Raw genomic sequence first — 26,267 nt, 5'->3', positions numbered from 1 at the left:
GGACTACCGACTCGAAGTCGTCACCATTTCGATCGCTGACCTACTACCGGGATCGGGCCGGGTTCGTCCTCGATGTGGACTACCGGCCCAATGACGACTTCCGGGTCGTGCAATGGTCGAGACTAGGGGCATGGAGTTCTTCTGCTATCACCGCGACAGGCCCGGTTCCGTAGCGTTGCGCGACGAGATGCTGGAAGAGCACTGGTCCTACATGGACCGGTACGCGGCGCGGATGATCGCTCGTGGCCCGACCTTCGTCGAGGGTGGAGACACACCGTCGGGCAGTGTGCATGTCGTCGACCTGCCCGATCCCGCCGCGGCCCGCGCGTTCGCCTTCGACGAGCCCAACTACCAGGCCGGCGTGTACCGTGACGTGCTGCTGCGGCGATGGCGCAACGCGCTGGGGCGAAGCATGTGGGACTTCCCGGGCGGCCGCACGGGCGGTAACTGCTACCTGGTGCTCGGTCTGGGCGAGGGGAAGGCCGCTGACCTCGCCGTGCCGTCCGACCAGGACGAACTGATCGCGTACGGGCCGCTGCTGTCCGACAGCGGCGCCGCCTGGCTGGGTACGGCGGTGCTGATCCGCGCGTCCCACCCGGACAAGGCACGTGCCGTGCTGGACCCGGATCGCTACGTCGACATCGAGGTGCACCGCTGGCGGTTCGGCGGCCGGCCGTCCTGACCCGGGGGCACTTCTAGGGCGCCCAGAGGCGGTCGACGTCACCGGCGGCGAGGCGGCCTCGGTAGACGTCGATCTTGTGGTCGATGGCCTTGAGGTTTTCCTGTACCCCGGCGAGTTTGGCGGTCACATCGGCGCGGTGGGCTTCCAGGAGGGCAAGCCGTTCCTCCTCGTTGCCGGACCCGGCGGACACGAGCTGGGCGTAGCGCCGGATGGTCTTGATGGGCATGCCGGTGGCCCGCAGTTTGGTGCAGACGGTGATCCAGTGCAGGTCTTGCGGCTGGTAACGCCGCCGTCCGCCGGGGGTGCGGTCGACCGTGGTGACGACGAGTCCGGCGCGTTCGTAGTAGCGCAGGGTGTGCGCGCTGACCCCGGTCCGGAGGGCGGCGTCAGCGATGCTCAGGCCTGCTGTGGGTTCGGTTTCGGCAAGTGGCTTGACTTCGAGCACGCTCTAAATCCTAGCGTCTTGGTCATGAGAGATTCAACGTCGCCGCCGGCCGCCGAACTCGACCGGCGTCGCCGGCTCCTGGTGCTCGCGACCTGTTGTGCCAGCATCGTCGTCGTGGTGATGGACATTTCCATCGTCAACGTCGCGCTGCCGTCGATTCGCCGCGACCTGCACGCGTCGGTGTCCGGTCTGCAATGGACGGTCGACGCGTATACCTTGGTGCTGGCCGGTTTCCTGGTGCTGGCCGGGTCCACGGCCGACCGGATCGGCCGCCGGCGCGTCTTCCGGGCCGGCCTCATCGTCTTCGGGCTCGGCTCGCTGCTGTGCGGCCTGGCGCCGGACATCGGCTGGCTGATCGCGGCGCGTGCGCTGCAGGCCGTCGGTGGCACGATGCTCAACCCGGTGGCGATGGCGATCATCGCCACCACGTTCCCCGGCCCGGCCGAACGGGCCAGGGCCATCGGTGTGTTCGGCTCGATGTCCGGCCTGTCGCTGGGCCTGGGGCCGATCCTCGGTGGCGCGCTGGTCGACGGTTTCGGCTGGCGCGCCATCTTCTGGATCAACGTGCCGATCGTGGCCGTCGCGATCGTGGGCACCGTGTTGTTCGTGCCCGAGTCCCGCGCGGCCCGGGCGCGCCGGTTCGACCCGGTGGGCCAGGCACTGATGATCCTGATGCTGGGCAGCGTCGTCTTCGCGATCATCGAGTCCGGCACAGCGGGCTGGACCTCACCGGTCATCCTCGGCCTGCTCGCCGTCACCGTACTCAGCGTGCTGGGCATCCTCGGCTACGAACCCCGCCGCGCCGATCCGTTGCTGGAACTGCGTTTGTTCAGGAGCGTGTCCTTCAGTTCGGCGATCCTGACGGCGCTGTTCGCCTTGTGCGGATTCGGCGCGTTCCTGTTCGTGACCACCCTGTACCTGCAGGACGTGCGCGGCATGTCGGCGCTGACGGCCGGGCTCTGCCTGCTCCCCGTCGGGGTGCTGATCGCGCTGCTTTCGCCGCTCACCGGCCGATTGGTCGGCACGCGCGGTCCCAGGCTGCCGCTGATGGTCTCCGGGACCGCGCTGGCGCTGGGCGGCGGCGCGTCGATCTGGCTCGGCCCGGCCACCCCGCTACCGGTCGTGCTCGCGATCTACCTGCTGTTCGGCGTCTTCCAGGGCACGGTCAACCCGCCGATCACCAACTCGGCGGTTTCCGGGATGCCCCGCTCGATGGCCGGGCTGGCCGCGTCGCTGGCCTCCGCGGGCCGGCAGACCGGCACCACCCTGGGTGTCGCGATCGCCGGAACGATCGTGGGAACAGCAGCGTCCCGCGGTGGGACGGCGTTCATCGGCGCCGCGCACGCCGTGTGGTGGCTGGTGTCCGGGCTCGGCGTCGCCATCCTGCTACTGGCGCTGCTCAACACCGAGCGCGCGACCCACGCTGGGTGAGGTCGCGCCCTCCCTGGGGAAAGTGTCGACATATTCCCCGGGAACGGCCCGGTGGTCACGCGCACGTTGGTTAGTTTCCGGCCCGCCCGCTGTCGGTTTGTCTCGGCGTGGTCCCGAAAACGCGGTATTCAGGTGATTCGTGTAACTCCGCGGGCCGCGTCCGCGAAGTCCAGGTACGGCGGGGCAAGCGGCCGTCGATCCTGCTCGAGGAGGGGCGTCATGGTCGTCATCGGCACGTGGAATCTGGAAAACCTGTTCCGTCCCGGCCGCGACGGCCCGAAGGACAAACCGGCCTACGACGCGAAACTTCAGGCGCTCGGCCGGAGCATCACCTCGATCGGCCCCGATGTGCTGGCCGTGCAGGAAGTCGGCGACCCCGAGGCGCTCGACGACTTGGCCAGGCACCTCGGCGGTATCTGGCACGCGGCATTGTCGACGCATCCCGACCGGCGAGGTATCCGGGTCGGTTTCCTCAGCCGTCACCCGGTGACCGTGGTCGCCGACACCACAACGCTTCCCGGGGAATTGTCGCCGATCCAGATCGCGGACAAACCTGCCGTGCCGAGCGGGGAACTCGGCCGTGGCGCCCTGGCCGTCACCGTCGAGCCGGCACCGGGCTTCGTGCTGACGCTGATCACCTGTCATCTGAAGTCGAAGCTCCTGACGTTTCCCGGCGGGCGCTTCAGCCCCCGCGACGAAGGGGAGCGCGCCCGCTACGGCGCCTACGCGTTGTACCGTCGGGCCGCCGAAGCCACCGCGGTGCGGGAGCTGGCCACTCAACTGCTTCAACCCGGCTCCGCACAACGGGTCATCGCGCTCGGTGACCTCAACGATGAGACTACGGCCGCGACCACCCAGATCCTCAACGGTCCCACCGGCTCCGAAATCGGCACCGGCGGATTCGCCAGGGTCGACGCCGGCGACCGGTGGCGGTTGTGGAACCTCGCGCCGCTCATCCCTGACGAGCAACGCTTTTCCCGGATCCACAACGGACGCAAGGAACTCATCGACCACATCTTCGTCAGCGCCGCGCTGCTCACCCCGCTGCCCACGGTCAGGACAATCCTCGAGGAGGAATTGCCGTCGGTGGGGGACAACCCGGGTGCCCGCCAGGACGAGCCGGGTTCCGACCACAGTCCTGTCGTGGCGACGTTCCCGCTGCCGTGAGCCGGCCTTGGGCGTTCTCGGTGAACACCGCGCGGCCTCGTCACCCACGCCAAGACGGCTATTCGTGCGAACATCGACGACATGGCTGAGGACGCTGCCCCGACGACGGGGCGAAGTGGCACGCGCGAGCTGCCACATTCGGTCGACGATCTCGCCACCGACCCGGAGTGGGAGATCACCCGGAACCTGACCAACCGGCAGTGGATCATCGCGGAATGCCGCCTCGATAGCCAGGGCCGGCGTTGGGTGATCGGCATGACCCCGATCCGCGACGACGTCGTGGCGGCGATTCTCTGGGCCGATGACACCGTGGCCGAGCACGCGCGCGGGACCGAGACGGCGATGTGCGCGACGGCGCACGGCTGGGTCACCAAGCTCCGCGCCGACGCACCACCGCCCGAGCGCGCTCGCGAAGCGTGATTTGAGTAAGCACGGCTTGCCGGTCCCGGCTTAGGTTTTTCGCCTGCCGCCCAGCGGGTTTACTGCGGTAGTTCGAGACTTGGCGGTCGCATGAGTGCAGTAAAGGTGGACTGGGCTTGTGGTTGGCAACGCAGGGCTTGACTCGAGGTGGCGTGGGTTGGTTGACACATGGGGGGAAACAGGGCGCGGTCAGGGGCCGGCGAGTGCTTCGGGGAGAGACGAGAACACGGTGAGCACGCGGTTCAAGCCCATGAGCCCCAGCGGGCGGGTCACGGCTTGGCTGGTGGCCACTACCCGCACGGCCGACCGGTCGAAGTCACGTCCCGCGAGAGCCAGGACGCTGAGTCCGGACGATCCGATGAAGGTGACGTCGGTCAGGTCGAACACCACGACACTCGGGTTTCGGCGCAGCGCCTGGGTCAACGGCCACCGCAAGCCAGGGGTGGTGAGCACGTCGATTTCCCCGCACGCGGTCACCACGACGGTAGAGCCGTGCCACCGCATGGTTGCCAGCGAACCGGCCGGCAGATCCGGGGGCCCGTCGGTCGAGTCGGTGACCATGGGGTCGAATCCTGCCTGACCGCCGTCACGATTCGGGTGAAGCGCACCGCGAATTCCCGGAACCCGAGAAAGCCGAGTGCTTCAGTCCTTGGCCCGGAGCTCGGAGTTTTCGCGCTGGGCCTCGTTCAGCTGGTCTTCGAGGGTGACGATGCGGCAGGCGGCGTCGAGGCCGGTGCCCTGGTCGACCAGTTCCCGCACCCGCGCGGCCAGTCGCAGCTGGTAGCGGGAGTAGCGGCGGTGCCCGCCGGAGGAGCGCTGCGGCTCGATCAGCTCCACCTCGTCGAGGCTTCGCAGGAAACCTTGGGTGGCGCCGAGCATCTCCGCGGCCCTGCCCATGGTGTACGCCGGGTAGTGCTCGTCGTCGAACTTGTCGGCCCCGCCGGGCGTGGCCGTGTCTTGCTGGCCTGGATTCATTCCACCTCCGCATCACAAGGGACCCGGCGGACAGCGCGAGGATCGCTTACTTGTAACCGAGAACCATCTCCGACGCCTGATTGACGTTGTCTCTCTCGACGCGATGAGGAGAATACATATGTCCGACGTTGAATGTCTACCTCAGTCACCATAGATTTTTCCGCGCTCGGCGAGCGTTAATCCGATTGGGCGCGAAGGGGGGGACGGTAGTGTTCCGCGGGTGACGAGCCCTGAATCGGACAGAGCGGAGCCGCCGGTTGCTCGGCGGCGAGCCGGCTGATCTCCAACCTGTGGCCCATCGGGCCCAATAGGTCTCGCTTCCAGCGACCGGGCATTCTCCGTGCCTGGTCCGGTCTTCCTTGATGGAATGAAGGCTCGATCGACCGGCGCACGGACATCTTCTGTCCGTTTCGACGCTGGAGTTGAGCTTCTTGCCGTTGTTCGTCTACGTCCTCGGCCTTGCCGTCTTCGCGCAAGGCACGTCCGAGTTCATGCTTTCCGGCCTGGTGCCGGATATCGCCCGCGACCTGTCCGTGTCCGTGGGTGCCGCCGCCAGTCTTACCTCCGCTTACGCGATCGGGATGGTCATCGGTGCTCCGGTGATGGCCGCGCTGAGCGCCCGGTGGCCACAGCGGCGGGCCTTGGCGATCTTCCTGATCGCGTTCGTCGCCGCGCACGTCATCGGTGCGGTCACCGGGGATTTCGCCGTGCTGTTCGGGACACGGATCGTCGCCGCTGTCGCCAACGCGGGATTCCTCGCGGTCGCGATGTCGGTGGCTTCGACTTTGGCCGGTCCGGCGAAGCAGGCCCGAGCGATGGCGATCCTTCTCGGCGGCGTGACGCTGTCCTGTGTGGCCGGTGTCCCCGCCGGAGCCCTGCTGGGGCAGGTGTCCGGGTGGCGGTCGGCCTTCTGGGCAGTGGCCGGTCTGTCGATGCCGGCGCTGGTTCTCGTCTTCCGGTCGGCGCCTGCCGATCCCGCGGACCGGCGAGACATCGCTGTCCGCGAGGAGTTCCGGGTGCTGAGGTCCCGGCCACTGCGACACGCGCTCGTCCTCGCGGCACTGGTCAACGGCGCGACCTTCGCGACGTTCGCCTACCTCGCGGTGGTGGCGACCGAGGTGGCAGGGCTGCCGGTGGGCGCCGTGCCCGGTCTGCTGGCCGCGTTCGGTTTCGGAGCCTTCGTCGGCGTCACCGTGTCAGGGCGCATCGGCCAGGGGCGGGGTATGGCAGGTGTGCTGCTCACGTTGCCGGTCGGGTGGGCGGTGCTCGCCATGACCGGTTCGTCTCTCGTCCCGCTCTTCCTGGTCGTCGTCGTGCAGGGCGCGTTGTCGTTCGGTGCCGGTTCCGCGCTCGTCACCCGCGTCCTGCGCGTGGCCGCTGAAGCGCCTTCGCTCGCGGGCTCCTTCGCCACGGTCGCGCTGAACATCGGCGCCGTCCTCGGGCCACTGCTCGCGGGCGTCGTCACCGTAGCCACCGGCGACTATCGTGACGCTGTTTGGCTGAGTGCGGCGTTGACGGCCGTTGCCGCTGTCACACAGGCCGGGCACGGTATCGAACCGGTGGTCAGGTGACGTCGGCCAGCGCCGGAGCGAGTTGCTCCAGCTCGTCCACGCCTTCGGTGAAGTCACCGCCGATCGGCAGCATGAGTGTCACGTGATCCGCGCCCGCGACCAGGTGCTCGCGCACCTTGGCCGCGATCGCGGCTGGGGCGCCGAGGCCGACGATCGCGTTCACCAGCCGGTCGTCCACCTCGGCGAGCTCCTGGTCCGAGTAGCCGAGCCGGGCAATGGCCGCCGCGTACGACGGCCGGCCGAGCATGTCCGACACCTTCTCCCTGGCGGTCGCCTTCGCCCGGTCGCGGTCGGAATCCGCGACCACGGACAGCCCGACGACCAGGAGCTTGTCCGGGCCGAGCGCTTGCCTGGCCTGCGCGGTGACCTCGGGAGGCAGCATCGCGGGCAGGGCCCCGTCGGCGATTTCACCTGCCAGCGCGAGCATCTTCGGGCCGTTCGCGGCGATGATCCGGGGGTAGGCGACGTCCGGCGCGGGCGGCCAGGTCGGGCTGCCCATCCGGTCCAGGTAGTCGCGAATCGTGGTCAGCGGGTTGCCGAAGTCCCGGCCGGTGCCTGCCGCCTGCTCGGGGTAGCCGACCCCCAGCCCGAGCACGAACCGGCCGGGATAGGCCTGGGCCAGCAGCGCCGCCGCGCCGTGCGCCGTTTGTGGTTCCCTGGCCCAGATGTTGGCGATACTCGTGCCGAACACCATCCGGTCCGTGGCGGCCAGCAGCACGGCCAGTTGCACGAAGGCGTCCTTGCCGCCGATGACCTCGTTGGTCCAGACAGCGCGGTAACCGGCGCGTTCCAGCCGGCCGACGGCCTCGCGCTGGAGGTCGACGGACAGCGCGCTGGTGAACGAGACCGGCAGGCAGACGCCGACCGGCCCCAAGGCCTGGCGGGCCGCGGCGATCACGGTGTTCATGAAGATCCTTCCCGGAATGTGTTAAGCGGTGCAGTAGTGGCCCATTTCGAGTCCGCGATCAGCCCGGGTTCCGCCGGGCGACGGGCTCGTACTCCAAGGTTGGGATGGCTGAGGACGCCTGTCCAAGACCTGTTTCGCATAGGGCAATACCGCATCGACATCACCACAGCTCAAGGCGAGTTCCGGGGCGTCGGCAGGCGAGCGAGGTGGCTACACTGGGGCGATGCCAGCTTCGTCGCCGTCTCCGGTGGACCTCGATCTGCGGTTGGTGCGGTACTTCGTCGTCGTCGCCGAGCACCTGCATTTCGGCCGTGCGGCCGCCGCCCTGCGTCTCGCCCAGCCGTCGCTGAGCCGGCAGATCAACCGCCTCGAACAGCAGCTGGGTTTCCGCCTGCTGGATCGGACGCCGCAGGGCAGCCGACTCACCGAGGCGGGCGAAGTCTTTCTGCCCAGTGCCAAGGAGTTGCTCCGCACGGCCACTCGGGCCGCGGCGCGCGCCCGTGCTGTCGCCGAGCCCAGCCGGATCACCATCGGCTACACCGCGAACCTCATCGTCACCCCGGCCGTGCGCGAGGTGCGGCGCCGGCATCCGGACGCCGAAGTGCGGGCCCTGCATCTGGATTGGGACGAACCGCGCACGGCTTTGCTCGATCACCGCGTGGACGCGGTGGTGACGCGGCTGCCGTTTTCCACCGACCAGCTGCACGTGACGGTCCTCTACGACGAGCCCCGGGTGCTGCTGATCCCGCTCGACCACCGCTTGGCGGGCAAGGAATCCGTCAGCCTCGACGACATCGCCGACGAGCCCCTGCCCCGGGTGACCGATCCGGCGTGGAACGCTTTCTGGCGGATCGATCCACGGCCTGACGGAAGCCCCGCGCCCGACGGGCCGCTCGTCGGAGCCGTCGAGGACAAGCTCGAATTGATCGCGGCCGGGGAGGCCGTGGCGATCGTCCCGGGTGGTCTGCGGGTCAGGAGTGTCCGTTCCGACCTCACCACGGTGCCACTGGACGGCGTCGAGCCGAGTCACGTCGTGCTGGCGACCCGCGCCGGTGACAGCAATCGCCTCGTGGCGGCCTTCCGCAGGTCCGCTCAAACCCTGCTCGCGGGACCCGATCCGGTCGCTTAGCGAAAAATTAGCGACTTGTCGTAGCTTTCCTGAGGCTACGAGGAACAAATTTCCCTTCTGTGGCAGGGCTTCGTGCCTCGCGAGCGATTCAACCGTGTTCATTTTCGGCGTGGAGGTTCCGAATTATTCACGTCGGGTTCGAAGCATGCTGAAAACAATTTCCGATTCACCTGGATCGAGGAGAGTTTCCGATGAAGAAGAGACCGGCATGGCTGAGGCTGGGCATCACCGCGCTCGCGGGAATGACGGCGATCGTCGTCCTGGCGACACCCGCGCAAGCAGCGGAACCCGTTTTCCAGCTCCCTTTCCCCTGCGGGGAAACGTGGTCCGGCAACAACCCGGGGAGCAGCGCGCACCGAACCGACTGGGAGCTCGACTTCAACTGGGGCAGCGGTGACGACGACCTCGGCAAGCCGGTGCTGGCGTCCGCGGCCGGTACCGTGGAAATTGCCTCCTACCAGGAAGGCAACGGGTTCGGGCGGCTGGTGAAGATCAAGCACGGCAGTACTGGCTACTACACCTACTACGCCCATCTCCTCAACCTCGCGGTCAGTGTGGGCGACGACGTCGCGCAGGGCGAGCTCATCGGCCACGTCGGCAACTCCAGCGCGACCAACCCGGGCATCTCCCCGCATCTGCATTACGAAGTGCGCGGCTCCGGCAGCTATCCGGGCAACATCGTGCCCGCGAAGTTCAACGGTGCCCGGTTCCCGTATCCCACGGGTTCGGTGACTTCGAAGAACTGCGGGACGGCCGCGCTCAAGGCATCGAAGAGCATCAACGGCGATCGGTACGACGACGCGATCGGCGTCGACGCCGACGGGGTCGCCTGGGTCTACGACGGGAAGGCCGGGGCGGGTTCAGCACCGGTCGGCGGCTGGGTCCGGGCTGGGGTGGTTTCGACCGGATCGCGATCGGCGACTCCAACGGCGACGGCTGGGCCGACCTGTTCGCGACCAGCGGCGGCACGATGCAGTACTGGCGCAACCGCGGGAACGGCACGTTCACTCCGGCGGTCACTGTGGGTGCGGGCTGGAGCGCCGTCGAGTACTTCTCGTTCGCCGATGTCAACGGGGACAACAAAACCGACATCCTCGCCAGGGACGGCGGGAACATGTATCTCTACCTCGGCCGCGGCAACGGCAGTTTCGCCGTGCGTTCCCTGGTCGGCCCTGGCTGGGGGAGCCTCGTCCGCCACACCTCGGCGGACGCGGACGCCGATGGCGACGGTGACATCTGGGCCACCAACAGCGCGGGCGATCTCTTCTTCTGGAAGCGGAACGGCGGCTCGTACGACACCGCCGTCGAGGTCGGCAGTGGCTGGAACGGGTTCCGTCAGCTGACCTCGATGGACATCAACGGTGACAACCGGGCGGACATCGTCGCCATCCGCACCTCCGACAACACGTTGTGGCAGTGGCTCGGCGCCGGCACCGGCCGGTTTGGCCAAGGCGCACAGATCGGTAGTGGCTGGACGGGCTTCACCCTCGCCACGTACTGACTTTCCCTTTGACACCAGGAGATTTCCGATGATCCGAAGACATGGTTCATTCCTTCGCCGACTTCTTCCGGTCGCCACGGCGACCGCTCTGCTCGCCGGGTTGATGGGTACCGCGCCCGCACAGGCCGCCGGTGACATCGACCTCTGCGTCTCCGTGGGGCGTACCGCCGGGTTCACCGGGGAGAACTTCGTGGTGGCGGTCGCCGTCGCGATGGCCGAGTCCCGGTGCGACCCGGCGGCCCGGGGCGTCAACCCCGGCCATTCGATCGACCGCGGCCTCTGGCAGATCAACGACTACTACCACCCCGACGTTTCCGATACCTGTGCCTACAACGCGCAGTGCAACGCGAACGCCGCGTTCCGGATCTCCGACGGCGGCACCGACTGGTCACCGTGGTCGACGTACAAATCGGGCTCCTACAAGAAGTTCCTGACCCAGGCACGCGCGGCGATCGGGGTTTCGCCGCCGCCCGTCCGGGCGGCCAAGAGCATCAACGGCGATCGGTACGACGACGCGATCGGCGTCGATTCCGGTGGGGTCGCGTGGGTCTATCACGGGAAGTCGACCGGTGGCTTCGGCGCCGCTGTCCGGCTCGGGCCCGGCTGGGGCGGTTTCGACCGGATCGCGATCAGTGACGCCGACGCCGACGGCTGGGCCGACCTCTTCGCGACCGACGGAAACACCCTGTACTACTGGCACAACCGCGGTGATGGTTCGTTCACCCCGGTGGTCACGGTGGGCGCGGGCTGGGCGGCGATCGAGTACCTGTCCTTCGCGGATGTCAACGGGGACAACAAAGCCGACATCCTCGCCCGCGACGGCGGCAACATGTACGTCTACATCGGCCGGGGCAACGGCGGATTCGCCGTGCGCGACGCCGTCGGCCCGGGCTGGGCCGGCTTGCTCCGCCACACCGGGGGAGACGCGGACGCGGACGGTGACGGCGACATCTGGGCCACCAACAGCGCGGGCGACCTCTTCTACTGGAAGCGGAACGGCGAATCCTACGACACGGCCGTTGAAGTCGGCAGTGGCTGGAACGGCTTCCGTCAACTGACCACAATGGACATCAATGGCGACAACCGGGCGGACATGATCGCCATCCGGGCCTCGGACAACACCCTGTGGCGGTGGTCCGGCGAAGGCACCGGCAGGTTCGGGCAAGGTGTCCAGATCGGCAGTGGCTGGACAGGGTTCATCCTCGCGGCCTACTGATCGGCCTACTGATCAATGCGCGGCCTCCGGGCGGATGTCGATGTCCGCCCGGAGGCCGTCGTGGTCCATCCGGGAGGCGGCGGCGCGGACGAGTGCCGCGGTGGCCGGCGAGCGGGACTGTTGTGGCCACGCGATCGCGAGGACCGCGGGTGGGGCGTCCGGGACGTGCAGGTAGGCGATACCCGGTCGCGGGTAGCGGGCGACGACGGATTCGGGCAGCAGCGTGACGAACTTGCCGAGTTCGACGAGCTTGAGCAGCTGGGGGAGATCACGGACACCGTGGTCCTCGACGATCCCGTCGAGATACCGGCGGAGCTCCTCGGGATTCGCCGGCTCGAAGATCGGGAGGTCGAGCTCGGCGAGACTGATGCTTTCGCGTGAGGCGAGCGGGTGTGCCGCCGGGACCGCGGCGACACGCGGTTCGATGTTCACGGTCTCGGCGTCGAGGCCGGTGCGGTCGAACGGCTCGTAGACCAGGGCCGCGTCGGCTTCGCCTCGAAGCAGGAGCCCTGGCTGTTCGCCCCAACCGCACAAGCGGATCGTGACCGGCTGCGCCGCGGGTTCGGCCGCGAACCTAGCCAGAATGGCGTCCAGCAGCCCGGCATCACTGTCGGCTTTGACCGCCAGTACCAATACGGGTTCCACGACGGCGGCGCGTTGCGCTCGCCGTCCGGCTGCCTGCAGGGCGTCCACGGCGACACGGCCGTGTTCGAGGAGCACTTCGCCGGCCGCGGTGAGCGTGACGTTATGGGTGGTTCGCTCGAACAGCGTGAGGCCCAGTTCCGCTTCGAGGTTCCGGATCGCACGGGACAACGGCGGGGAGGAGATCCCCAGCCGCTCGGCCGCACGGGCGAAGTTGAGCTCCTCGGCGACGGCGAGGAAGTAGCGCAGTGCCCGGGACTCCACGGCCCCACCTCCGATCTGTATGTCCCTGAGGGTAACAACCCGGAGCGGGCTGATCCTTCCGGTACGGCCGGGGTGCCGGGAGGGTGGTCTCATGATCATTGTTAGTGGTGCCAACGGGAAACTCGGCCGCGCGGTCGTTGAGCGGCTGCTCGACCGGGTCGGGCCCGAGCGGATCGGTGTCTGTGTCCGAGACCCGGACAAAGCGAGTGAGCTGACGGAGCGGGGCGTTCGTGTCCGGCGAGGTGACTTCGCCGACGCGTCAAGCCTCGAGCACGCGTTCGAGGGTGCGTCGCGAGTCCTGGTCGTGTCGGTGGACTCCACCGGTGAGACGGCGTTGCGCCTGCACGAGACGGCGATCGCCGCGGCCGGGAAAGCCGGTGCCGAACGCGTCGTCTACACGAGCCACATGGGCTCGAACCCGTCTTCGCCTTTCCCTCCGATGCCTGACCACGCCGCCGCCGAGGCGGTGCTGCGCGAGTCGGGGATCCCGTTCACCTCACTCCGCAACGGTTTCTACGCGGCGTCGGCGGCCATGCTGCTCGGTGGCGCTGTCGAAACGGGCGAACTCGCCGTTCCGGAGGACGGCCCGGTGTCCTGGACGTCTCACGCCGACCTGGCCGAGGCGGCGGCGATCGTCCTCGCCGACGACGTCTTCGACGGCGTGAGCCCGGACCTCACCGGTTCGGAGGCGATCGACATGGCCGGTGTCGCGGCGATCGCCTCGGAGCTGACAGGCCGACCGATCCGCCGGGTCATGGTGTCGGAGGCCGACTACCGAGCCGGTCTCCTCGGCCACGGGCTCCCCGAACCGGCGGCCGACATGCTCGTCGGCCTGTTCGCCGCGAGCCGCCAAGGCGAGTTCGCGCGGTTCGACCCGGCACTGGAGCGCCTGCTCGGCAGGCCGCCGGTGCCGGTACGGGAAGTCCTGCGATCGGCGGTCCACTAGGTCGTGTCACCTGGGTGGTGGGGGGTGCTGGCATTACCCGGAACAGTGGCCCCTGCCACGTCCGGGTGAGACGCGGTTCCCTGAGGGATGTCCAGGGTACGCAGTAGGGGACCCCGGACCACCTCGATGGGAAGGTTTTCATGCGAGCGACGTTGATCTACGGTGCCGGCGACGTGCGAGTCGAGCACGTGCCCGACCCGAAACTGCTCGAACCGACCGACGCGGTCGTGCGCGTGCTGCGTTCGTGCATCTGTGGCAGCGACTTGTGGCCTTACGGCTCGAAACCGGCGGCCGACCACGGCGCCCGGATCGGGCACGAGTTCCTCGGTGTGGTGGAGGACGTCGGCTCGGAGGTCTCCGGGCTGAAGTCCGGTGACGTCGTGGTCGCGCCGTTCGTGTGGGCGGACAACACCTGTGACTTCTGTGCCGAGGGCCTGCAGACCTCGTGCCGTCACGGCGGTCAGTGGGGTGCGTCCGATGTGGACGGTGGCCAGGGTGAGGCGGTGCGGGTGCCGCAGGCGCAGGGCACGCTGGTGAAGCTGCCCGTCGGTGAGGATTCCGCGCTGCTGCCGTCGTTGCTGACGCTGTCCGACGTGTTCTCCACCGGGCACCACTGCGCGGTGACGGCAGGGGTCGGGCCGCGTACCACGGTGACGGTGATCGGGGACGGCGCTGTCGGGCTGTCCGCGGTGCTCGCGGCGAAGCGTCTCGGTGCCGAACGGATCGTCCTCATGGGACGGCACGCGGCCCGCACCGACCTCGGCCGCGAGTTCGGTGCCACCGACGTGATCGCGGAACGCGGTGAGGAGGGTGTCGAGAAGCTGCGGGAGCTGACCGGCGGTGACGGCACGCACACTGTGCTCGAGTGCGTCGGCCTGAAGCCCGCGCTGGAGACGGCGTTCGGTGTGGTTCGTGACGGTGGTGTCGTCAGCAGGGTCGGCGCGCCGCAGTATGCCGAGGTCCCGATGGACTTCGGCGTGTTCATGCGCAACGTGACCCTCACCGGTGGTGTGGCTCCGGCGCGGGCCTACATCGACGAGCTGCTGCCGGACATCCTCGATGGCAAGATCGAGCCGGGCAAGGTGTTCGACCGTACCGTCGGCTTCGACGAGGTCCCGGACGGCTACCGCGCCATGGCCGACCGCGAGGCGCTCAAGGTCCTCATCCGACCCTGAACCACGAAGTACATCGTCAGGAGGAAAAGTTGAAGATCCTGCCCAAACAGCCGAGCACCAAGGGACCGGCGGAGATGTTCACTGGTGACGTGTGGGTCGACGTCATCGCCAAGGGGGAGGAACCCTCGCGGATGCGGGTGAACGTCGTCCGCTTCGCCCCGGGTGCCCACACGGCGTGGCACTCCCACGCCGTCGGCCAGACCCTGCACGTCACCGAAGGCCTCGGGCTGGTCCAGTCCCGTGGCGGCGAAGTCACCGAAATCCGGCCCGGCGACACCATCTACACCCCGCCCGGCGAGTGGCATTGGCACGGCGCGGCACCCAGGCACTTCATGACCCACGTCGCCATGCGGGAAGGCCCCGGTGAGGGCGAGGAGTCCACTTGGGGCGACCACGTCACCGACGGCGAATACCCCTCGCGCTGACCGCTCTTCAGAGCGCTGCTGCCCAGTCCGCCACGGTCGTGACCTCAGCCTGGCGGGGAAACATCTTTTTCGGTGAGAACCCGATGCACTTCGGGGTCGTCGTCGAGGCAGCCGTCGGCCAGGACGGTCAGGCCGAAGTCCAGGTCGGCGGCTTGGCGCAGGGTGGACAACACGACGCCGCTCGTGGCGATGCCGGTGAGGACGAGATGGTCGATGTCGCCGGCCCGGGTTAAGTCGTCAGCTGACTACTTGAGAACGCAACTGTAGATCAGACGCTCCCGCAAGCCGCGCGCGGCAAGGCGCCACGAGATGTCGACATCACGTGATACCCCGCGTCCGCAACTACCGCCATCTGTCGACAGATGGCGAAGACTCAGCCGGCGGCCAAGGCGTCGTCAAGGGAGCCGAACACCGCGATCTCCTCGTCCAGCCCGGTGAGCTGCAGCGGCCGCAGCGTCGCGCTGCCACCGGTGACGACGGCGAACCGGGTGGCGCTGGTGGCGGACACGTGCGCGTTGATGAGCACACGCAGGCCGGAGGAATCGAGGAACGTCACCGCGGACAGATCGGCCACCACCGCCTCGGGCGCGTCGGCGAGGGCGGCGGTAAGGGTTTCGCCCAGCTGGGACGAGGTGGCCAGGTCGATTTCACCGGTGGCCTCGCAGATCACGGCCGATCGCTGATTACGCACGGTGATCCGCAACGCGTCGAATGGTGCGTTGCCAGCCGTGGATGGCATCTCCGGAGAAGTCACGTCCTGCATCATCCTCCTGTGCCGGCCAGCGTGGTGAGCCCGCCCTGCGAAGATACGCAGAAGTCACCTGAAGGCCATGCATGGTGACACACTGTTATCCGAACTTTCAGGTGGAGGCACCGAGGCCGGCATCGGGGAGACGGGGGACACAGGAACGGGGGCGTGACGATCTGACGGGAGCCGGGTCTTACCGGTGTGGAAGCGACGCGGGCCACCGCGGATTTCCTCGCCAGGCAAGAAGAACCGGACCAGAGGAGAACGTCATGACGAACCCGACCACCACCAAGACCCCGGCTCGCTCGACCACCGTCGAGACGGCCACCACCGGCGCATTGGTGTCGAAGCAGGGCTCGACCACGATCGCCGACACCGTGGTGCAGAAGGTCGCCGGTCTCGCCACCCGCGAGGTTTCCGGCGTCTACGCCCTCGGCGGCGGCGCGGCGCGGGCGTTCTCCGCGATCCGCGAGCGCATCCCGGGCGCGTCGGCGTCGGCGGGCCAGGGCGTGTCCGTCGAGGTCGGCGAGACGCAGGCCGCGATCGACCTGCAGATCCTCGTGGAATACGGCGTGTCCATCGCCGACCTGTCGCGTTCGGTGCGACGCAACGTGATCGGCGCCGTCGAGCAGATGACCGGGCTCGAGGTCGTCGAGGTCAACATCAACGTCTCCGATGTGCACATCCCGGGCGACGACGAGGACGAGGACACCAAGAACGATACCGGTCGCGTTCTGTGAGCGCCGGCGTCGAGATCGACGCCGACCGTATCGCCGCCGCCGTGACGGCCCTCCGGCACGGGGCGGACCGATCACCACAGCAAGGAGAAAACCCATGAACTCCACCCAACTCGGCCTCCTCACCGGTGTCGCCCTCGGCTTCGCCGCGGCGTTCGGCGGGTTCAGCGCCTTCCTCGTCGTCCTGGTCCTCGGCGCGCTCGGCCTGCTCGCCGGCCGGGTGCTCGACGGCAAGCTCGACCTCTCGGCGCTGTCCGGCCGCGACCGGGGCTGACGGCCATGACCACCACCTTGCCGGGCCCTTCCCCCAGGACAGCGCCCGCCGGCCTGGGGGAGCGGGGCAGGCTCACCGTCTCCGATGGCACCGTCGAGCGGATCGCCGCCCGCGCCGTCACCGAGGTCGACGGCATCGGCGGAGCCGCGACGAGGATGCTCGGCGTCGCCGTCGGCAGCGAGGATCTCGCCAACCCGGCCAAGGTCACCGCGAAGGTCAGCGGCGAGACAGCCAGCCTCGACGTGCGGCTGTCGATCAGTTACCCGCTTTCGGTCGCGCGCACCACCGAACGGGCTCGCGAGCATCTGATGCGCCGCGTGGAGGAATTCACCGGGCTCACCGTGTCGCGGGTGGACATCACCGTGACCGCGCTGCATTCAGGTGTCACCGAAACCAGGAGGGTCCAGTGAAACGCCGCCCCCGCCGCAGCACCCCCGCCACCCTCACCGCGGTCGTCCTGCTCGCCGCCTGCGCGGTCGTCGCGGTTGTCGCGATCCAGACGATCCTCGGCGAAACCCCTTGGCTCAGCTACAAAACCGCCGCCGACGCACTGCACGGCGCGCGGTGGAACGACCTGATCCCCGCGCTCGCCGGGGGCGGGGCCGTGCTGCTCGGTGTGGTCCTCCTGCTCACGGCGTTCCTGCCGGGCAGGCTCACCGTGCTCCCGCTGGAAGGCGAACTGGACTCGGGCGCGTCGCGGCGGAGCTACCGTTCCACCCTGCGAACCGCCGCGTCCACAGTGGATGGTGTGTCCGGGGCGAAGCTGAAGCTCAAGCGGCGCAAGGTCTTCGCGAAGGTGACCACCGGCCGGACCACGACCGATGGGCTCGCCGACGCCGTCCGCGCCGCGATCGAACACCGGCTCGACCAGATCACCCCCGCCCTCCGCCCGACTGTGAAGGTCAAGGTCCACGCCGCCAGGAGCGCGTCATGACCGGCCTCAACCGTCCCGCCCGCCTCAACCGTGGCCTGCTCACCGTCTTCGGGATCGTCCTGCTCGCCGCCGGCGGATTCGCCGTGGCCACGCATTTCGGCGAACTCGACGTCGTCCCCAGTGATTCCGCGCTGATCCCCGCTATCGGAACCCCGCCGACCTGGGCCTTCTACGTCGCCGCCGCGGCCGCCGTCGCGCTCGGGCTGCTTCTCGTACGGTGGCTGGCCGCGCAGTTGGCCCGCAAGCCCAAGACGCACACCTGGCATTTCGAAGGCGATCCCGATCGAGGGCGCATGGAGCTTGCCGCGAGCACCGCTGCCGACCCGTTCGTCAGTGAGGTCAAGACCTACCAAGGCGTTCACGGCGCTCATGCCACGCTGGCGGGCATTCAGGACGCGCCGGCCGTGGCGCTGGTGATCAGCGTCGAACAGGACGCCGACCTCACCGCGATCCGCCACCGGCTCGAAACCGAGGGTCTCCCACGGCTGCGTCAAGCACTCGACCTCGAAACCCTGCCGGTGACCGTGGAATTCCGTTTCTCCACCAAAACCGGGGCCCGCGCGCTCTGAGCCGCGCGGTGGCCGCTGATTTCGTGCGTGCGTTCTTCGCGCAGCGTGCGCAGGTGGACCGCCGCCCAGGTGCGGAACGGCCGCCACGCCTCGGACACCTCGGCGAGCGTGTGGCCGGGGCCGTAGCGGTGGCCGATCTCGTCGTCCAGCCTGCGTTCGTGCTGCGGGACCATGTCCGGGGCGTTGGCACCGCGCAGGACGACGAGTTCGGCGGCGAACGGCCCGAGCCCCTTCACCTCCCGCACGGTGCGCACGGCCTCGCCGGGGTCCAACGAGCGGAGCGTGACGCCGTCGAGGTGTCCGTCCAAGGCAGCCTCCGCGACGGCGTGCAGGTATTCGGTTTTTCGGCCGGGCAAGTCGAGATCGAGGGTGCGCAGCAGCCGCGGGGCGGGGAACGTGCCGTCCTCGCCGTGGCGGCGGACGAGGTCGTCGCGTACCCGTGCGGCTTGCGCGATCCGCACCCGCTGGGACAGCACGGCCCAGGCCGCGGCCTCGTAGGGGGAGTGGAACCCGCAGGGACGTAGCCCGGGCAACCGGTGCTGGGCGTCGGCGATGACCGGGTCGCGCCGGGCGACCTCGGGCCAGCCTCGGGCGTCGACGTCCAGGGAAAGGAACCGGCGGGCTTGTGCGGCGGCCTGGTCGAGGTCACCGTCGCCGAGCACGACGATCCGGGCCGCGCCGCCCTGCTGGGTGACGTGGACCTCGGCGCGGGTCCAGTCATCCTCGGCGCGAAACACCGTCCGCAACTGGTGTGGCTGGTCCTGCGTGGCCAATGCGGCGGGCGTGAAGCCCTCCCAGAACCGCTTGCCGGTGTCCAGGGACCAGGGTCCGAGCACCTCGACGGTCACTTCGTGGCGCGGCATGATCCGTCCCTTCAGGCTCGGTCGTGGATGGTGATCGCGTAGCCGTCGGGGTCGGAGAAGGTGAACGTGCGGCCGAACGGCCCGTCCACCGGGGCCGCGGCGATCGGGACATCGGCGGCGGCCAGCTGATCGTGCAGGGCTTGTGCGTTGTCCGCGTGCAGCCACAGCGAGACCCCCAGTCCCGGCCGTGGGGACGCGGCGTCCAGATCGGTCCCCGGCAACGGCTCCCGGACCGCGAACGGGACCGGCGCGGTGTCGAACACGACCGCGCCGGGTGGGCCGGCTGGGAGCCGGCGCAGCCCGAGCCGGGTCTCGTAGAACTCGGCGGCGCGGTCGAGATCGCGCACCTGCAAGGCAAGGAAGTCCGGTCCGGTCACGGTCATGATGTCCTCCGTAGGCATGTCAGCATGTTGACATGGCTAACCTATGTCATGATGTTGACATGCCGCAAGTGGAGACGGTCGAATCGCTGGACGAGTCGGTGGGCTACGCGCTCAAGCGGGCGGCCTCGGCGCTGCGCGGCGGGATGGACGCCGCTCTGCGCCCGCTGGAGCTGACCGTGCCGCAGTACGCCTGCCTGGAACTGCTCGCGCAGCGGCCCGGACTGTCCAATGCGGACCTGGCGCGCGGCGCGTTCGTCTCGCGGCAGTCGATGAACCTGGTGCTGCGCGGGCTGCAGGAGCGCGCCTTGGTCACCCGTCCGGCGACGGCTCCGAAGGGCCGGGCATTGCCCAGCCGGCTGACCCCCGAGGGCCGTCGGCAGCTGCACGCCGCCAGCGTCGCCGTGCGGGCTGTTGAGCGGCAGATGCTCACGCCGTTCTCTCCGGCCCATCAGGAGCGATTGCTTCGCGATCTCGACGCTTGCGTTGCCGCGCTCGCCCCCGGCCAAGCCGACTCGTCGGCCACGTCCTGACCGGCGATGCCCCCAATGCGGCGTTGGGGACGCTGGATGCCCCCAACGCCACATTGGGGGCACTTCTTGTTTCGGCTCTGAGGGGGCAGGTCCGGGTCTGCGGCTGAGAATCACCTGGCGCTGAGCGGAGAACACTTTGGTTCCAGGGGTTCTCCGCTCAATACCGCGTTCATGGTTCTCGTGACGCGGCTCATCCCATCGTGTCGCGCCGTCTGATTGCGGCGGTGCTAAAGTAGGTTCATTAGCCGAATGGCTAATGAACGGGGGAGGATGTCATGTCGGGTTCGGTGCTGGTGACCGGTGGGACGGGTTACGTGGCGGGCTGGTGTATCGCGGAGCTGCTGGAGCGCGGTTTCGACGTGCGGACCACCGTGCGCGACGCGAGCCGGGCGGAGCGGGTGCGGCGCGCGGTGGGGTCGGTGTCCGGCCGGGCCGATCGGCTGGAGTTCGCGGTCGCGGACCTGACCTCGGACGAGGGCTGGAAGGAGGCGGTGGACGGCTGTGACTACGTGCTGCACGTGGCCTCGCCGCTGGGTTTGAACGCGTCGAAAGACGTGGAGGCGATGCTGGTGCCGGCGCGGGACGGCACGGTGCGGGTCTTGCGCGCTGCCGTCGCCGCGGGGGTGCGACGAGTGGTGATGACCTCGGCGGCCAACACGGCCAGCCCCATGTCCTACGCCACCGACGGCGTCACCGACGAGACATTGTGGACGGACCTGGACACCCCGGGCCTGCCCGCCTATCGGCGTTCCAAGACGGCCGCCGAGAAGGCGGCGTGGGACTTCATGGCCGATTACGACGGCCCGATGACTTTAGCCACGGTGCTGCCGGGCGCGGTCTTCGGGCCGGTGCTCTCCACCGACGCCCTGGGCTCGGTCCGGATCATCGCGCGGCTGGTCGGCGGAGCGATGCGCGGCACCCCGCGTATCGGGCTCGAGGTCGTCGACGTGCGCGACCTCGCCGACATCCACATCCGCGCCATGACCGATCCCGAGGCCGCCGGGCAGCGTTTCCTCGCCACTGGCGAGTTCCTCTGGATGTACGACATCGCCCTGGCGCTGCGCGAAGGCCTCGGCGACGACGGGCGCAAGGTCCCCACGCGCCAGTTGCCCGACATCGCCGTCCGCGTCGCGGCCCTTTTCGACAGCTCGCTGCGCGAGATCATGCCCGCCCTCGGCCGCCGCAATCGCCACAGCGCAGCCAAAGCACGGAGACTCCTCGGCTGGACCCCGCGACCGGCCGAGGTCACCGTCGTCGACTGTGCCCGCAGCCTCATGGACCACGACGCCATCCGGAAATGAAGCCGGGCGGAAGCCCCCCCGTCCCGCCAGGTCCACAGTGGACTACGTCGACTCACTCGGCTTCACAGACCGCTCACTCGGGTGGGTGGGTCGTGAGTGTTTACAAGCGTTAGAACACTTGTTGCCACTCACGACCGCCATCTGTCGACAGATGGCGAGGGTCGTTGAGACACCCACGACACGCCAAATTTGCCTTACGTGTTTTGAGGAGGTTTGCGGGCAGCGCGATCGATCGTGCGCGCATTCCTCGACAGCTGGCGAAGTACCGCGGGCCGACGACCTGTATCACCGGGTAGTAGGCGGTGGCTTCGGAGTGAAGCTCGACGGCGTCACGAAAATCTCCCGTGGACGGCGAGTCGGGGGTCCGCGCCGAAATCGGTCAGGATGCTTGCGGCGTCGTCTGTTTCGATGACGCCGACGCAGTACCCGACATATCGATCCCTCCAGCCGAACGTCGAAACCGTCATGGCTGCAAGGGGATGTGATAGATGATGAAGTCGCAGGGAGTGGCCAGCAGTGGCGCGAGGTCGGGGTACTGGTCCTCGAAAGCTCCCTTGCGGATCACCCGGTAGCCGGCTCGTTCGTTCCACTCGGCCATGAACTTTTTCGACGGCTGCTCCCAGTCTCGCGGTGACAGCAGTTCGATCTGCAACGTCGTGATTCCCCGCTGCCGGAGCAGGTCGATGACGAAACGCCGGAGTTCCCGGCCGATTCCTTCGCCCCGCCGGTCGGGATCGGCGACCAGCATGCCGGTCTCGGCCAGTTCGGCGCTGAGATGCTGGACCTTGATGGAGCCGACGACCGCGCTTCCGTGCCGCGCGACGACGAGTTGACCGGCGCCGGTCAGCCGCGTGATCTCCTCGACGGTGGTGCGGGTGGCACCCGGCTGCCACAGTCCCGCCTCGGCGGTGGCGTAGACCCGGTTGACCAGGTCCGCTATCTGCCGCATCAACGCCGCGTCGGTACTCGCGCCTGCGGGCAGCTGCTGGATGTGGAGGGATGTCGTGCTGGTCATCGTTCTTCCTTTGTAGTCGGTCGTGCGAAGATGCGCTAGTGATTTTGTTAGCCGAGTGGCTAATGAAATCACCGTAGCGGGAGAACCCCATGAACGATCTCAGACCGGGACCACTCGGCAGGCTCGCGCGAGTGATGTATCGACGGCGTCGCCTTGTCCTGTTCTCCTGGCTGCTGGCCCTGGTCGGCGCCTTCGCGCTCTCCTCGGCGTTCAGTGGGGACTTCCAGGCCGACGCGGGGGTGTCCACCGTGACCGCGGACGTCCAGCGGTTGCTGGCCGAGATGACCACCGTGCCGCATGTCGTGGGCGCCGATGATCCTTATGCCACAACGGGATCGGTTTCCCAGGACGGCCGTGTGCTCGTCGCGCAGCGCTTGATCGACCTCGGCACGCAGGCCGAGCGACCCGGCATCGACATCGCCGTGGGCGGCCAGGCGATCCAGACCGCCGAATCCGGCGCCATCGGTTCGGAAGGCATCGGTTTGCTCGCCGCGGCGGTGATCCTGTTGCCGACGTTCGGTTCCGTCGTCGCGGCCGGCCTGCCGATCATGGTCGCGATAGCCGGGCTCGCGCTCAGCGGCACCGGTTCATCGCCGCGGGCGTGGGCGTCGTGATCATGCTCGTGCTCGCCACCCCGTTCTTGAGTGTGCGCTTCGGTTTCCCCGACGCGGGCAACAACCGGGCGGAGACCTCGACCCGGCAGGCCTACGACATGACGGCGGCCGGATTCGGCGCGGGGGCGGACGGCCCGCAGGACCCGCGGACCGAGGACTTGGTCCGGCAACTGCGCGATTCGATCCTTCCCGCCGCCACGGCAGGCACCGGCGTGGACGTCAGTGTCGGTGGCATCGTGGCGAGGTCCATCGACAGCAACGACAACATCGCTCAGTGGATTCCGTTGCTCATCACCGGTGTCGTGCTGTTGTCGATGTTGCTGCTGTTGGTCGCCTTCCGGAGTATCGCGGTCGCCGTCAAGGCGGCGGTGATGAACCTGCTGTCGGTCGCCGCCGCCTACGGGGTGATTTCCCTTGTCCTGCAAGGAGGCTGGGCCGGTCAGCTGATCGGTGTCGACACCCCGACACCGCGGCCGCGGCGATCATGGTGGCGGTCTTCGCCGCGTTCATCCCCAGGTCGGAGGTCGTCCTCAAACTGCTGGGGGTCGGGATGTCGGCCGCGATCCTGCTCGACGCGACCGTCATCCGGCTGATGCTGGTACCCGCTGTCATACAGATGCTCGGCCGTGCCAACTGGTGGATGCCGCGCCGGCTAGGCCGGATCCTGCCGGAGCTGCATGTCGAAGGACGGCCGGAGACCTACCTCGCCCATCGGGACCGCGAGTTGACGCAGGCTGTGCCGCAGGTCGCCGATCGTCCGGTGGGTTAGCATCGCCCCATGTCGCCGACCCGGGCCGAACAGGCCGAAAACACGAGGAAGTCCGTGCTCGAGACAGCGCGGCGGTTGTTCACCGAGTACGGGTTCGACGCGACGTCCCTGCAGCTGATCGCCGACACCATGGGCGTGACCAAAGCCAATGTCTACTACTACTTCCGCACCAAGATCGAGATCCTGGAAGCCCTTCTGGAGGGCAGTGTCACCGCCCTCGCCGGGATGCTGGATCAAGCCGAGAAGATCAAGGGCAAACAGGCGCGGGTGGACTTCCTGGTCGACGGCTTCGTCAATCAGGTCGTCCTCGCCCACCGCACCATCGCGCCGATGAACCGTGCCGACCCCATCATCCGGCGGCACGAGGGAATCAGCCGCGAACTCGACGAACTGTCCGAACGCGGCCTGCGCCTCCTGTTCGGCGACGCGCCCACGCCCGACCAGCGCGCGGCCTACGCCATGCTCAGCGATCTCGGCCCGGCGACCCGCAGCCTGACCCACCTGCCCGACGACGAACTCCGCGACGTCCTCAAACGCCTTTGCCTGCGCGTGATCCGAGTCTGAACGCGGAGGCAACGAGCGGCGTCTCGGCCCTGATGTGACCGAGATCATCAACAGTGGGCGACCACCTGAGCCGTCGGTACGTTCGAGTTGGTGTCAATCCCCGGAAACAATCGCACGGTGTTCGGTGTGTTGCTGCCCTTGATACTCGTGGTGGCTGCCGTGGCCGCGGTGGGCGCCACGGGCAGGTTGGAACTCGCCCACGTCCAGGTCGCCGGGCAGCCCACGGCGATTCTCGAGGAAGTCCCGGGGCCTGACGCCGGAGCGGCCTGTGCGCTCGACGCTTGGTACGTCGACGAACCGCCCGAAGGCCTGCGCCCGGACGTCCTGGGCGCGTGGCAGCGGTTGCGGGCCGAGGCGGGGGAGCAGGGTGTCCGGCTGTGCCTTCAAGACGGCAAGCGGAGCACCGGCCAGCAGCAGCGGGAGTTCACCGAGGCCGTGCGGCTGTTCGGCACTCCGGAACTCGCCGGGATCTACGTTCTCCCGCCGGAGAAGTCGATGCATGTCAAGGGAATCGCGATCGACGTGCAACCGGCGGCGTCGGCGGCCTGGGTCGAACGGAACGGTCACGCGCTCGGCTGGTGCCGGAGTCATCAAGACGAGTATCGGCATTTCGAGTACGACCCGGCCTACGCGACCGCCGGCTGTCCGGCGCCGCTGCCGGTCGCCACCGGTCCCGGCGAAGTCCCGGGGCCGGAGACCGGGCCGGTCTGCCCGCTCGACAAACGGTATGTCGACGAAGAACCCCAGGGCCCGCGTCCGGACGTCCTGGACGGGTGGAAGCGGCTGCGGGCCAAGGCGGAGACGCAGGGGGTCCGGTTGTGTGTGCAGGACAGCAAACGGAGCGTGGCCCAGCAACAGCGTGAGTTCACCGAGGCCGTGCGGCGGTTCGGCACTCCCGAACTGGCCGCGAGATACGTCCTGCCGCCGGAGAAGTCGATGCACGTCAAGGGAATCGCGGTGGACATCCAGCCGACCGCCTCGGCGGCCTGGGTGGAAGGCAACGGCCGCGCGCTGGGCTGGTGCCGCCGCTATGAGAACGAGTACTGGCACTTCGAGTACGACCCGGCCTACGAGACCGGCGGCTGTCCCGCGATGCTGCCGAGCGCGACCGGGTCTTGAGGCGTATGTCTAGTGGTTCTCCCTGACTGATCCGACCCCAAATTGCACGATGATGCATCCGTGTGCATAATTATGCTGTGTCCAAGATGCTTACTTCCCTGCCTGTCGGCGAGCGCGTCGGGATCGCCTTTTCCGGTGGCCTCGATACCTCCGTAGCTGTCGCGTGGATGCGCGACAAAGGTGCGGTGCCCTGCACCTACACCGCCGACATCGGCCAGTACGACGAGCCTGACATCGCGTCGGTGCCCGGTCGCGCGCAGGCGTACGGCGCCGAGATCGCCCGGCTGGTCGACGGCCGGGAAGCTCTCGTTGAGGAAGGCCTCGCGGCCCTGACCTGCGGGGCGTTCCACATCCGGTCCGGTGGCCGCGCCTACTTCAACACCACCCCGCTCGGCCGCGCGGTCACGGGCACTCTGCTGGTGCGCGCGATGCTCGAGGACGACGTCCAGATCTGGGGCGACGGGTCCACCTTCAAGGGCAACGACATCGAGCGGTTCTACCGGTACGGGTTGCTGGCGAACCCGGCGCTGCGGATCTACAAGCCGTGGCTGGACGCCGACTTCGTCACCGAACTGGGCGGCCGCAAGGAAATGTCCGAGTGGCTCGTCGCGCACGACCTGCCCTACCGCGACAGCACGGAGAAGGCCTACTCGACCGACGCGAACATCTGGGGCGCGACGCACGAGGCCAAGTCGCTGGAGCACCTCGACACCAGCGTCGAGATCGTCGACCCGATCATGGGCGTGCGGTTCTGGGACGCGGACGTCGAGATCGCCCCCGAAGACGTCACCATCGGCTTCGAGCTGGGCCGCCCGGTGACGATCAACGGTAAGAAGTTCGCCACCTCCGTCGACCTCGTGCTGGAGGCCAACGCGATCGGCGGACGGCACGGGCTGGGCATGTCCGACCAGATCGAGAACCGCATCATCGAGGCCAAGAGCCGGGGCATCT

The 26,267-nt window shown here is 68.4% G+C and carries 34 protein-coding genes and 1 pseudogene; 25 read left to right on the top strand and 10 right to left on the bottom strand.

Translation table 11 applies throughout. From position 1 onward, the window contains the following. The first annotated feature begins 130 nt into the window (after nt 1–130). The gene (locus VGP60_RS28140) at nt 131–682 is read left to right on the top strand and encodes a YciI family protein (protein ID WP_327551132.1); all 552 of its coding nucleotides are present in this window, start codon (nt 131–133) and stop codon (nt 680–682) included. 13 nt (nt 683–695) lie between these two features. Here VGP60_RS28140 and VGP60_RS28135 read toward each other — a convergent pair whose 3' ends face one another. After that, nucleotides 696–1,127 (bottom strand): MerR family transcriptional regulator, encoded by a 432-nt coding sequence (locus tag VGP60_RS28135; protein WP_327551131.1) that lies wholly within the window; start codon nt 1,125–1,127, stop codon nt 696–698. Nucleotides 1,128–1,151: 24 nt separating this feature from the next. Here VGP60_RS28135 and VGP60_RS28130 point away from each other — a divergent pair, with 24 nt between their 5' ends. The 3 genes from VGP60_RS28130 to VGP60_RS28120 all read left to right on the top strand — a co-directional run bounded on the left by VGP60_RS28130 (nt 1,152) and on the right by VGP60_RS28120 (nt 4,145). Then, nucleotides 1,152–2,558: an MFS transporter gene (locus tag VGP60_RS28130; RefSeq protein WP_327551130.1), complete on the top strand. Its 1,407-nt coding sequence runs from the start codon at nt 1,152–1,154 to the stop codon at nt 2,556–2,558. A 219-nt stretch (nt 2,559–2,777) separates the two neighbouring features. Then, nucleotides 2,778–3,725: an endonuclease/exonuclease/phosphatase family protein gene (locus VGP60_RS28125; RefSeq protein ID WP_327551129.1), complete on the top strand. Its 948-nt coding sequence runs from the start codon at nt 2,778–2,780 to the stop codon at nt 3,723–3,725. 81 nt (nt 3,726–3,806) lie between these two features. Beyond that, nucleotides 3,807–4,145, top strand: a complete 339-nt coding sequence (locus tag VGP60_RS28120; protein ID WP_327551128.1) for a hypothetical protein — start codon at nt 3,807–3,809, stop codon at nt 4,143–4,145. Between the two features lie 189 nt (nt 4,146–4,334). Here the strand turns inward: VGP60_RS28120 and VGP60_RS28115 are convergent, their stop codons facing one another. Beyond that, nucleotides 4,335–4,706 (bottom strand): STAS domain-containing protein, encoded by a 372-nt coding sequence (locus VGP60_RS28115; RefSeq protein WP_327551127.1) that lies wholly within the window; start codon nt 4,704–4,706, stop codon nt 4,335–4,337. Between the two features lie 81 nt (nt 4,707–4,787). Next, nucleotides 4,788–5,120 (bottom strand): MerR family transcriptional regulator, encoded by a 333-nt coding sequence (locus VGP60_RS28110; RefSeq protein ID WP_327551126.1) that lies wholly within the window; start codon nt 5,118–5,120, stop codon nt 4,788–4,790. A gap of 431 nt (nt 5,121–5,551) precedes the next feature. Between VGP60_RS28110 and VGP60_RS28105 the strand changes: the two genes are divergently transcribed. Continuing rightward, on the top strand, nt 5,552–6,691 hold the full coding sequence (locus VGP60_RS28105) for a Cmx/CmrA family chloramphenicol efflux MFS transporter (RefSeq protein ID WP_327551125.1): 1,140 nt from the start codon (nt 5,552–5,554) through the stop codon (nt 6,689–6,691). Here VGP60_RS28105 and VGP60_RS28100 read toward each other — a convergent pair. Further along, nucleotides 6,684–7,598 carry a TIGR03620 family F420-dependent LLM class oxidoreductase gene (locus VGP60_RS28100; RefSeq protein WP_327551124.1) on the bottom strand — a complete coding sequence of 305 codons (915 nt, stop codon included), beginning with the start codon at nt 7,596–7,598 and terminating at the stop codon, nt 6,684–6,686. The genes VGP60_RS28105 and VGP60_RS28100 overlap by 8 nt on opposite strands. Before the next feature lie 223 nt (nt 7,599–7,821). Here VGP60_RS28100 and VGP60_RS28095 point away from each other — a divergent pair, with 223 nt between their 5' ends. The 4 genes and pseudogenes from VGP60_RS28095 (at nt 7,822) to VGP60_RS28080 (ending at nt 11,444) form a co-directional block, all read left to right on the top strand. Continuing rightward, nucleotides 7,822–8,727 carry a LysR family transcriptional regulator gene (locus VGP60_RS28095; protein WP_327551123.1) on the top strand — a complete coding sequence of 302 codons (906 nt, stop codon included), beginning with the start codon at nt 7,822–7,824 and terminating at the stop codon, nt 8,725–8,727. A 191-nt stretch (nt 8,728–8,918) separates the two neighbouring features. Next, nucleotides 8,919–9,329, top strand: a pseudogene (locus VGP60_RS41795) (M23 family metallopeptidase); the annotation flags it as partial. A gap of 140 nt (nt 9,330–9,469) precedes the next feature. Next, nucleotides 9,470–10,228 carry a VCBS repeat-containing protein gene (locus VGP60_RS28085; RefSeq protein ID WP_327551183.1) on the top strand — a complete coding sequence of 253 codons (759 nt, stop codon included), beginning with the start codon at nt 9,470–9,472 and terminating at the stop codon, nt 10,226–10,228. A 28-nt stretch (nt 10,229–10,256) separates the two neighbouring features. Then, on the top strand, nt 10,257–11,444 hold the full coding sequence (locus VGP60_RS28080; RefSeq protein ID WP_327551121.1) for an FG-GAP-like repeat-containing protein: 1,188 nt from the start codon (nt 10,257–10,259) through the stop codon (nt 11,442–11,444). 12 nt (nt 11,445–11,456) lie between these two features. Here the strand turns inward: VGP60_RS28080 and VGP60_RS28075 are convergent, their stop codons facing one another. Beyond that, nucleotides 11,457–12,350 carry a LysR family transcriptional regulator gene (locus tag VGP60_RS28075; RefSeq protein WP_327551120.1) on the bottom strand — a complete coding sequence of 298 codons (894 nt, stop codon included), beginning with the start codon at nt 12,348–12,350 and terminating at the stop codon, nt 11,457–11,459. A 91-nt stretch (nt 12,351–12,441) separates the two neighbouring features. On the opposite strand from VGP60_RS28075, the gene VGP60_RS28070 reads away from it, so the two are divergent. The 3 genes from VGP60_RS28070 (at nt 12,442) to VGP60_RS28060 (ending at nt 14,896) form a co-directional block, all read left to right on the top strand. Then, the gene (locus VGP60_RS28070) at nt 12,442–13,296 is read left to right on the top strand and encodes an SDR family oxidoreductase (protein ID WP_327551119.1); all 855 of its coding nucleotides are present in this window, start codon (nt 12,442–12,444) and stop codon (nt 13,294–13,296) included. Nucleotides 13,297–13,436: 140 nt separating this feature from the next. Then, nucleotides 13,437–14,471 carry a zinc-dependent alcohol dehydrogenase family protein gene (locus tag VGP60_RS28065; RefSeq protein ID WP_327551118.1) on the top strand — a complete coding sequence of 345 codons (1,035 nt, stop codon included), beginning with the start codon at nt 13,437–13,439 and terminating at the stop codon, nt 14,469–14,471. 29 nt (nt 14,472–14,500) lie between these two features. Continuing rightward, the gene (locus VGP60_RS28060) at nt 14,501–14,896 is read left to right on the top strand and encodes a (R)-mandelonitrile lyase (protein ID WP_327551117.1); all 396 of its coding nucleotides are present in this window, start codon (nt 14,501–14,503) and stop codon (nt 14,894–14,896) included. 44 nt (nt 14,897–14,940) lie between these two features. Here the strand turns inward: VGP60_RS28060 and VGP60_RS28055 are convergent, their stop codons facing one another. Together VGP60_RS28055 and VGP60_RS28050 are read right to left on the bottom strand one after the other, a co-directional pair. After that, a complete protein-coding gene (locus VGP60_RS28055; RefSeq protein WP_327551182.1) occupies nt 14,941–15,087 on the bottom strand; it encodes a hypothetical protein in 147 nt (48 codons plus the stop codon). A gap of 182 nt (nt 15,088–15,269) precedes the next feature. Beyond that, a complete protein-coding gene (locus VGP60_RS28050) occupies nt 15,270–15,650 on the bottom strand; it encodes an STAS domain-containing protein (protein ID WP_327551116.1) in 381 nt (126 codons plus the stop codon). 263 nt (nt 15,651–15,913) lie between these two features. On the opposite strand from VGP60_RS28050, the gene VGP60_RS28045 reads away from it, so the two are divergent. The 5 genes from VGP60_RS28045 to VGP60_RS28025 all read left to right on the top strand — a co-directional run bounded on the left by VGP60_RS28045 (nt 15,914) and on the right by VGP60_RS28025 (nt 18,158). After that, a complete protein-coding gene (locus VGP60_RS28045) occupies nt 15,914–16,384 on the top strand; it encodes an Asp23/Gls24 family envelope stress response protein (protein WP_327551115.1) in 471 nt (156 codons plus the stop codon). A 94-nt stretch (nt 16,385–16,478) separates the two neighbouring features. Continuing rightward, on the top strand, nt 16,479–16,655 hold the full coding sequence (locus VGP60_RS28040) for a hypothetical protein (RefSeq protein WP_327551114.1): 177 nt from the start codon (nt 16,479–16,481) through the stop codon (nt 16,653–16,655). 5 nt (nt 16,656–16,660) lie between these two features. Further along, a complete protein-coding gene (locus VGP60_RS28035; protein WP_327551113.1) occupies nt 16,661–17,065 on the top strand; it encodes an Asp23/Gls24 family envelope stress response protein in 405 nt (134 codons plus the stop codon). After that, nucleotides 17,062–17,589 carry a DUF6286 domain-containing protein gene (locus VGP60_RS28030; RefSeq protein WP_327551112.1) on the top strand — a complete coding sequence of 176 codons (528 nt, stop codon included), beginning with the start codon at nt 17,062–17,064 and terminating at the stop codon, nt 17,587–17,589. Before VGP60_RS28035 ends, VGP60_RS28030 begins: the two co-directional genes overlap by 4 nt. Then, on the top strand, nt 17,586–18,158 hold the full coding sequence (locus VGP60_RS28025; protein ID WP_327551111.1) for an alkaline shock response membrane anchor protein AmaP: 573 nt from the start codon (nt 17,586–17,588) through the stop codon (nt 18,156–18,158). Before VGP60_RS28030 ends, VGP60_RS28025 begins: the two co-directional genes overlap by 4 nt. Here the strand turns inward: VGP60_RS28025 and VGP60_RS28020 are convergent. Then, nucleotides 18,080–19,021 (bottom strand): DNA-3-methyladenine glycosylase 2 family protein, encoded by a 942-nt coding sequence (locus tag VGP60_RS28020; protein ID WP_327551110.1) that lies wholly within the window; start codon nt 19,019–19,021, stop codon nt 18,080–18,082. The genes VGP60_RS28025 and VGP60_RS28020 overlap by 79 nt on opposite strands. A gap of 11 nt (nt 19,022–19,032) precedes the next feature. Beyond that, the gene (locus VGP60_RS28015) at nt 19,033–19,404 is read right to left on the bottom strand and encodes a VOC family protein (protein ID WP_327551181.1); all 372 of its coding nucleotides are present in this window, start codon (nt 19,402–19,404) and stop codon (nt 19,033–19,035) included. A 59-nt stretch (nt 19,405–19,463) separates the two neighbouring features. On the opposite strand from VGP60_RS28015, the gene VGP60_RS28010 reads away from it, so the two are divergent. Both VGP60_RS28010 and VGP60_RS28005 read left to right on the top strand, forming a co-directional pair. Beyond that, entirely contained in the window at nt 19,464–19,934 is a 471-nt protein-coding gene (locus VGP60_RS28010) for a MarR family winged helix-turn-helix transcriptional regulator (protein WP_327551109.1), read from the top strand. A 275-nt stretch (nt 19,935–20,209) separates the two neighbouring features. Then, nucleotides 20,210–21,235, top strand: a complete 1,026-nt coding sequence (locus VGP60_RS28005; protein ID WP_327551108.1) for an NAD-dependent epimerase/dehydratase family protein — start codon at nt 20,210–20,212, stop codon at nt 21,233–21,235. Between the two features lie 463 nt (nt 21,236–21,698). Here the strand turns inward: VGP60_RS28005 and VGP60_RS28000 are convergent, their stop codons facing one another. After that, nucleotides 21,699–22,250, bottom strand: coding sequence for a GNAT family N-acetyltransferase (locus VGP60_RS28000; RefSeq protein WP_327551107.1), 552 nt, complete (start codon nt 22,248–22,250; stop codon nt 21,699–21,701). An 89-nt stretch (nt 22,251–22,339) separates the two neighbouring features. On the opposite strand from VGP60_RS28000, the gene VGP60_RS27995 reads away from it, so the two are divergent. The 6 genes from VGP60_RS27995 to argG all read left to right on the top strand — a co-directional run. After that, entirely contained in the window at nt 22,340–22,864 is a 525-nt protein-coding gene (locus VGP60_RS27995) for a hypothetical protein (protein ID WP_327551106.1), read from the top strand. Beyond that, nucleotides 22,852–23,457, top strand: coding sequence for an MMPL family transporter (locus VGP60_RS27990; RefSeq protein ID WP_327551105.1), 606 nt, complete (start codon nt 22,852–22,854; stop codon nt 23,455–23,457). Before VGP60_RS27995 ends, VGP60_RS27990 begins: the two co-directional genes overlap by 13 nt. Further along, nucleotides 23,415–23,633 (top strand): hypothetical protein, encoded by a 219-nt coding sequence (locus tag VGP60_RS27985; protein ID WP_327551104.1) that lies wholly within the window; start codon nt 23,415–23,417, stop codon nt 23,631–23,633. Before VGP60_RS27990 ends, VGP60_RS27985 begins: the two co-directional genes overlap by 43 nt. A 9-nt stretch (nt 23,634–23,642) precedes the next feature. Beyond that, nucleotides 23,643–24,197: a TetR/AcrR family transcriptional regulator gene (locus VGP60_RS27980; protein ID WP_327551103.1), complete on the top strand. Its 555-nt coding sequence runs from the start codon at nt 23,643–23,645 to the stop codon at nt 24,195–24,197. A 90-nt stretch (nt 24,198–24,287) separates the two neighbouring features. Next, nucleotides 24,288–25,316 carry a D-alanyl-D-alanine carboxypeptidase family protein gene (locus tag VGP60_RS27975; protein ID WP_327551102.1) on the top strand — a complete coding sequence of 343 codons (1,029 nt, stop codon included), beginning with the start codon at nt 24,288–24,290 and terminating at the stop codon, nt 25,314–25,316. Between the two features lie 77 nt (nt 25,317–25,393). Continuing rightward, nucleotides 25,394–26,267, top strand: an 874-nt coding sequence (argG, locus tag VGP60_RS27970) for an argininosuccinate synthase (protein ID WP_327551101.1), incomplete at its 3' end; no start/stop codon positions are given.

It is taken from the genome of Amycolatopsis sp. (genome assembly GCF_036008905.1).
Taxonomy (GTDB): Bacteria; Actinomycetota; Actinomycetes; order Mycobacteriales; family Pseudonocardiaceae; genus Amycolatopsis.
Note: the sequence above shows the minus strand (reverse complement) of the source record. Positions and strands in the feature narration are given on the sequence as shown.